The organism is Streptomyces sp. NPDC041713 (assembly GCF_055591085.1).
This window is the reverse complement of record NZ_JBVIZY010000019.1, coordinates 90,285-96,300: the sequence shown is the minus strand read 5'-3', so window position 1 is coordinate 96,300 and position 6,016 is coordinate 90,285. Positions and strand designations below refer to the sequence as shown.

The following is a 6,016-nucleotide window of genomic DNA, read 5'->3' as shown; positions in this document are numbered from 1 at the left end:
GGTCCAGGGTGCGCAACTCCCGTGCGGCGTCGATCAGTTCGGCCGCCGCTCGGCCGCCCGGCGGCCCCAGCGGATTGCGCTTCAGCCAGACGCCGGACACGACCTGCGGCGAGGCTCGCAACTGGTCCGCGATGCGGCAGGCGCCGCCCGCGGTGATGCCGTTGCAGCCGAGGTAGAGGGTGGCGATGGGCGCCTCGCCCGTCACGCCCGCCACCTGGGCCGCCCCGGTGTCACCGAGGCCGTCGGTGCCGAGCAGCAGGTGGCGTACGGGCGTGGCGTCGCGGGCCTCGCGGAGCGCTCCGGCTACGAGGGCCGCGCCGCGCGCGCCCAGCGCCTGCTTGCACAGGTCGAGCCGTCCGTCGGGCAGCACCGTGCCCGCCGCGAAGTCGAGACGCTCGCCGGCCGGGACGCCGCCCCGCAACCAGTCGAGCAGCGGCGCCAGTTCGGCGACGGGCCGGGGGACGACGTGGGGCACCCCGGCCGACGGCGCCTCGCTCACCACTGCGCCTCCCGGTAGTCCTTGAGGAAGACGCCGGAGAGCGGTGACCCGGCCTCGCCCCGCACGATGGGGTCGTAGATCCGGGCGGCGCCGTCCACGATGTCGAGCGGCGTCCGGAAACCGGCGCCGGCGATGCGGTCCTTCTTGGGCGCGGGGTTCTCGTCCGTGATCCAGCCCGTGTCGACGGCGCACATGTGCACGCCCTGCTCGGCGAGTTCGGCGGCGCTGGTGCGGGTGAGCATGTTCAGGGCGGCTTTGGCCATGTTGGTGTGGGGGTGGCCGCCGGTCTTGTTGCGCACGGCGAAGCGGCCCTCGACCGCCGTGACGTTCACGATGTACCTGCGCGGGCGGGGCGATGCGAGGAGCAGGGGCAGCAGCCGGTCGCAGAGCAGCGCCGGGGCGAGCGCGTTGACGAGCTGGGTCTCCAGGAGCTCGGCGGGGTCGAGGGCGCCGAGCCGGGCGGACCAGGAGTTCTCCGGGGACGGGTCGGGGAGCAGGCCCGCCTCGTCGGCCCCGCTCGGCAGGCCCGGCCCGCCGGCGTCGCGGAGGACCAGGTCGAGCGCGGCCTGCCCGGCGGGGTCCGCCGTCGTCCGCATCGGCCGGAATCCCGGGGCGCTCCGGGCGAGTGCGGGCAGCCGCGCCGACTCGCCGGCCGCGAGCGCCGCGTACGAGGCGGGGGGCCGCCGGACCGTCTGGGCGGCGTTGTTGACCAGGATGTCGAGCGGCTCGCCCGTCCGGCGCAACTCCTCGCAGAGGCCGAGCACTTGGCGTGGGTCGCGCAGGTCGACGGCGAGCACGGTGAGGCGGTCGAGCCACTCCCCGCTGCCGGGCACCGCGCGGAAGCGGCGCTCGGTGTCGTGCGGGAAGCGGCTGGTGACCAGGAGCTCGGCGCCGTCCCGCAGCAGCATCAGGGCGAGCTGGAAGCCGATCTTCACCCGGCCTCCGGTGAGCAGCGCGCGCCGTCCGCGCAGATCTGTGGTGAGCGCGCGCCGGGCGCGGTTGTCGGCCGCGCAGTCCGGACAGAGCCGGTGATAGAAGGAGTCGACCTGTCGATACGACGCCTTGCAGACGTAACAGGGGCGCGGGCGCAGGAAGACCCCGCCCGTGCCGTCGGCGGTCAGCGGAGCGTCCTCGCGCCGGTCGCCCGCGCCGGTCGCGGTGGCGGCCATGGCGGCGGCGTCGGCCGCGGAGAGTTCGGCGCCGCGCACCTTGCGTCTGCGCAGCCGCCCGTCGCGGGCGAAGGACGCGGCGACCTGCTCGGCGCGCAACCGCACCGGGTCGTCGACCGGCAACTCCCGAAGTCTGCCGATCACATCGTGGAAGGCCAGGAGGTCCGTCTCACTGATCCCGCCGCTCGCACCCATACGTTCCCGCCCGCGTGTCCGTGCCCATGCTCGGGCCGGTTCCCGCCCCGCGAGTCTGTCCGTGCCCATGGCTCCGGCCGGAACTGGCCCCGCGCGTCCGTGCCCGTGGTCCCGGCCGGATTCGAACCGGCGTATCCGCCTTGAGAGGGCGGCGAGTCTGCCTCTGCTCTACAGGACCCACTGCGCACGCCCCGCGTGCGACCCCCGGATGGTAGCCAGGTCAGCGCGCCGCTGTCGCATCGATTTACGAACGGTGGGCCCTGCGGACACCGATCAGCTCCTCCTGAACTACCGGTCCCGGCTGGGTGACTCGGACAGTTGGATGAGATCCCACCGGTTCCCGTACAGGTCCTCGAAGACGGCGACCGTCCCGTACGGCTCCTGCCGTGGCGGCCCTTCGAAGACGACCCCGGCTGCCCGCATGCGCTCGTAGTCGCGGTCGAACGCCTCGGTGTTCAGGAACCAGCCGACACGGCCGCCGGTCTGGTCGCCGACACGGAGCTCCTGCTCACCGGAGGCGGCCCGAGCCAGGAGCACCGCCGCTTCCCTCGCTCCGGGCGGAGCCACGACGACCCAGCGTTTGGCGTCGTCGATCCGCGTGTCCTCCCGGAGTTCGAACCCCAGGACGCCCACATAGAAGGCGATGGCCTCGTCGTAGTCACGAACGACCACGGTCACCAGTCCGAGATAGGTCATACGCCAATCCTCCACCACGTCGGCGAACGTCAATGTCTGTGCGAGGGGTCCGATGGTCTACTCACACCCTTAGGCTCGTCCCATGACAGAGCCGCCCCTCACCGAAGCAGAGATCATCGAGGCCGAAAGGGAACTCGGTGTTTCCTTTCCCGATGCGTACCGGGTGTATCTGCGCGAGGTGAGCGCCGGCGGGGCACTCTTCCGGCTTGAGCGGACCGGGCGTGGTTGGTGGTGGGGCGGGAACGATGAGGGGCGGCGCGAGCTGCTGGCTACTCCTTTTCCGCATCCCGACTCCTACGTCGAGGCGGACGACGAGCTGATGGCGCGTGAGCCACAGCCTGATGCGTTCGAGGACGTTGCCGCGTATCGGGAGGCTTGGCGTGCCTGGGACGACGAGGCCGGGAGGTTCGAGGACCTGAAGACGGCCGGTGCGGTCGTCATCCAGGAGCACGGCTGCGGCTTCTCCACCTTGCTGGCTCTGACCGGTTCTCTGGCCGGCACGGTCTGGTGGGATGGACGGGCTACCTGTGACTTGATCGTCCCGCTGTCCTTGGATCATGTCGGCGGCGCCCGGCCCGTTCAATTCGGGCAGTGGTTGGGCTACGGTTCCTGGGCGCTGTTGCCGCCGGACTGGGGGCCATCCTTTCCACCGAGTCCTGTTGTCCAGTACTAAGTGTTGACTGCGGTCGGCGTCGGCTCCAGATGAGGATGCCCGCGAGTTGGAGTGCGGCCTGGTAGGCGATCACGAGTTCGTCGGTTCGTGTGGCCAGGCCGCATCACTGTTTCAGGCGGTTGATGCAGCGCTCCACTGTGTTGCGCTGCTTGTATGCGCATCAACTGATCACTGATCGGACGGACGCATCCGCTCAACTGACCAACCCGGCAAAGAGACACGCGTTAGCCGGACGCCCCCGCCACCCCACACACCCCCCGCACAGCCGCCACCAGTTGGTCCCGTTGCGGCTGGGCCGCGCGGTCGAGTTCCAGGGCGAACGGGAGCACCGTGCCGTCGGGGCGGGTGACGCGTCGGGGTGGTGCGGTGAGCGTGAGTTCCTCCGCGGCGGTGCTGACGACCTCGGCCGCGAAGCCGCAGAATCGGTTGGTGTCGTCGATGACGATCAGTCGGCCCGTGCGGCCCACGGAAGCGGCGAGTCCGGCCCAGTCGAACGGATACACCGTGCGCGGGTCGAAGACCTCGACGGAGATGTCGGACGCCAGCTCGTCGGCGACCGCGACCGCCTCCGGGACCAGATGGCCGACCGCCACCACCGTGACGTCCGAGCCCGGCCGCACCACATTGCCCACGCCGAGCGGGAGCGGGCCGAGTGCGGCGAGGTCCACGTCCTCACGGTCCGTGGAGGAGGCGGCCGGGGTGAGGACCACCACCGGGTCGTCGTCCCGGATCGCCGAGACGAGCAGACCGTAGGCGTCGGACGGGGTGCTGGGCACGACGGTCTTCAGGCCGACGTGGGCGAACAGGCCGTAGGGCTGGTCGGAGTGCTGACCCGCCCAGCCCACGCGGGAGCCGGAACCCGGTACCAAATAGGTGACAGGGACCTTCGCCTGACCGCCCGTCATGAGCGAGAACTTGTGCGCCTGGTTGGCGATCTGCTCGAAGACCAGGAACAGCAGTGACGGGATCTGGAACTCGATCACCGGACGCTGTCCGACCAGGGCCGCACCGGTGGCGAAACTGGTGAACGCCTGCTCCGAGAGCGGCATGTCGACGATCCGCTCCGGGCCGTACCGGTCCACGAGACCCTTGGTGATGTTGGCGACGCCCACGCGCACGTCCTCGCCGAAGATGCAGACGTCGGGGTCGCGGGCGAGCTCGTCGGAGAGGGCCCGGGAGAGCGCGCCGAGGTAGGAGAGCTTAGGCATGGGACGCCACCCCCGCCCGCGGACGCAGCCCCGTCGCGTACAGGTGGTCGAGCGCGTCGGCGGGGTCGGGCTTGGGGCTTTCCAGGGCGAACTCCCGTGCGGACTCCAGCACTTCTTCCACCTCGCGGTCGATGCGGTCGCGGGCCTCGGGCGGGATGAGCTGCGCCTGGATGAGCAGCGGGTCACGTGAGCGCCCTTCGGCCACTTCCTCTTGCGTCCGGTATCTGACGAACGACCGGTGTTCCCAGGTGTGATGGGCGTCGAAGCGGTACGCGGTGCACTCCAGGAGTACGGGGCCGCCGCCCGAGCGGGCCCGGTCGGCGTGTTCGCGTGTGGCGGCCATGACGGCCTCGGCGTCCGCGCCGTCGAGCTGTACGGCGGGGATGCCGAAGGCGGCGGCCCGGCCGACGATGGTGCCGGCCACCGCGTTGTCCACGGTGAGGGTGGAGGCGTACCCGTTGTTCTCGCAGACGAAGAGCACCGGAAGCCGCCACAGCGCTGCCAGGTTGAACGTTTCCAGGACCACGCCCTGGCTGACCGCGCCGTCCCCGAAAAAGCTGACCGCGACGCGGTCCTCGCCGGCCCGCAGTGCGGCCCAGGCGGCGCCGGCCGCGATCGGGGCCCCGGCCCCCACGATGCCGTTGGCGCCGAGGATGCCGAGGCTGACGTCGGCCGCGTGCATGGAGCCGCCGCGACCCTTGTTGAGACCGGTGACCCGGCCCGTCAACTCGGCCATCATGGCGGCCGGATCGGCCCCCTTGGCCAGGACGTGGCCGTGCCCCCGGTGCGTACTGGTGATGTAGTCGTCGGGACGCAGCGCCGCGCACACCCCGGCCGCGATGGCCTCCTGGCCGATGTAGGGGTGGATGCCGCCCGCGATCTCCCCGGACCGCACCAACTTGATGCAGTACTCCTCGAAGCGGCGGATCAACCGCATGGTCCGGTACAGCCGTTCGCTGGTCGAGTACTGCTCACTCAAGGCGTGCTCCTCGTGGTCGAACCCGACGCCCGAAGACATCGAGGCGGAAAGGACGAGCGCTGCCGCGGAGGCCGCGGCCGGCACGGCGGCCGGAGCGGAGAAGAGAGTGACGGGGAAACAGAGACGGTCCCGAGATTCCACATCGGTCTGATTCCGTGGATGCGCTCCGCCTCGCGGTAAGGAAACCGCCTCATCCGGTCGACGTCATTCCGGTCCGAAGATGCAGGGTGCAGACATACCTGTCTCAGCTGTGGAACTCCGGGATCGTAACCCGCTCTCCGGAACGGCAGCAAGCATCCTTCCGACCGGCGGCGTAAGCACATGGCAGGGGTCAAATGCTGTCGACTGTCACTAAAGCCCGATATGCCCGGCGGGTCGGTCTTTGCCGTGATCCAGCACTCTTCCCAGGTGGTGAGCGTGCTTGCTAGAGTCCCCATTCGCTCGCCCGAAGCTCGCCATGACTTCGCCCGCCACGACTTCGCGCCACGACTTCGAAATCAGGGCCCGTCGGCCGGGTTTATCTCTCCCGTCGGCTGCCGCATCGCCCGAGCAGAGCTTCTGGTTCCCAGGAAACGTGCCACATGTTTCTCATGACCG

Annotated in this window: 6 protein-coding genes, 1 tRNA gene and 1 pseudogene; 1 reads left to right on the top strand and 7 read right to left on the bottom strand. The window is 70.4% G+C overall.

Features of this window, described 5'->3' with window-relative positions; genetic code table 11:
- From ACZ6CV_RS35275 to ACZ6CV_RS35260, 4 genes are all read right to left on the bottom strand, one after another.
- Window positions 1–499: leucine-rich repeat domain-containing protein (locus ACZ6CV_RS35275; protein ID WP_469255735.1), on the bottom strand; the 499-nt coding region annotated here is incomplete at its 3' end.
- Complete coding sequence (locus ACZ6CV_RS35270) at window positions 496–1,863, bottom strand: SDR family oxidoreductase (RefSeq protein ID WP_469255733.1); 1,368 nt, start codon at window positions 1,861–1,863, stop codon at window positions 496–498. The genes ACZ6CV_RS35275 and ACZ6CV_RS35270, both read right to left, overlap by 4 nt.
- A 106-nt stretch (window positions 1,864–1,969) precedes the next feature.
- Window positions 1,970–2,041, bottom strand: a tRNA-Glu gene (locus tag ACZ6CV_RS35265).
- Between the two features lie 110 nt (window positions 2,042–2,151).
- Window positions 2,152–2,559 (bottom strand): VOC family protein, encoded by a 408-nt coding sequence (locus tag ACZ6CV_RS35260; RefSeq protein WP_469255731.1) that lies wholly within the window; start codon window positions 2,557–2,559, stop codon window positions 2,152–2,154.
- 82 nt (window positions 2,560–2,641) lie between these two features.
- Here ACZ6CV_RS35260 and ACZ6CV_RS35255 point away from each other — a divergent pair, with 82 nt between their 5' ends.
- Window positions 2,642–3,232 (top strand): SMI1/KNR4 family protein, encoded by a 591-nt coding sequence (locus ACZ6CV_RS35255; RefSeq protein ID WP_469255729.1) that lies wholly within the window; start codon window positions 2,642–2,644, stop codon window positions 3,230–3,232.
- Here the strand turns inward: ACZ6CV_RS35255 and ACZ6CV_RS35250 are convergent.
- The 3 genes and pseudogenes from ACZ6CV_RS35250 to ACZ6CV_RS35240 form a co-directional block, all read right to left on the bottom strand.
- Window positions 3,222–3,389 (bottom strand): annotated as a pseudogene (locus ACZ6CV_RS35250) (IS5/IS1182 family transposase); the annotation flags it as partial. The gene ACZ6CV_RS35255 and the pseudogene ACZ6CV_RS35250 overlap by 11 nt on opposite strands.
- Window positions 3,390–3,456: 67 nt before the next feature.
- A complete protein-coding gene (locus ACZ6CV_RS35245; protein ID WP_469255727.1) occupies window positions 3,457–4,440 on the bottom strand; it encodes an alpha-ketoacid dehydrogenase subunit beta in 984 nt (327 codons plus the stop codon).
- Entirely contained in the window at window positions 4,433–5,419 is a 987-nt protein-coding gene (locus tag ACZ6CV_RS35240) for a thiamine pyrophosphate-dependent dehydrogenase E1 component subunit alpha (protein WP_469255725.1), read from the bottom strand. The genes ACZ6CV_RS35245 and ACZ6CV_RS35240 overlap by 8 nt, the downstream gene beginning before the upstream one ends.
- Window positions 5,420–6,016: the final 597 nt, after the last annotated feature.

Excerpts from the sequence above, each read along its gene's own strand:
- ACZ6CV_RS35270 (WP_469255733.1), bottom strand. The coding sequence starts at position 1,863 with ATGGGTGCGAGCGGCGGGATCAGTGAGACGGACCTCCTGGCCTTCCAC.
- ACZ6CV_RS35260 (WP_469255731.1), bottom strand. The coding sequence starts at position 2,559 with ATGACCTATCTCGGACTGGTGACCGTGGTCGTTCGTGACTACGACGAG.
- ACZ6CV_RS35255 (WP_469255729.1), top strand. The coding sequence starts at position 2,642 with ATGACAGAGCCGCCCCTCACCGAAGCAGAGATCATCGAGGCCGAAAGG.
- ACZ6CV_RS35245 (WP_469255727.1), bottom strand. The coding sequence starts at position 4,440 with ATGCCTAAGCTCTCCTACCTCGGCGCGCTCTCCCGGGCCCTCTCCGAC.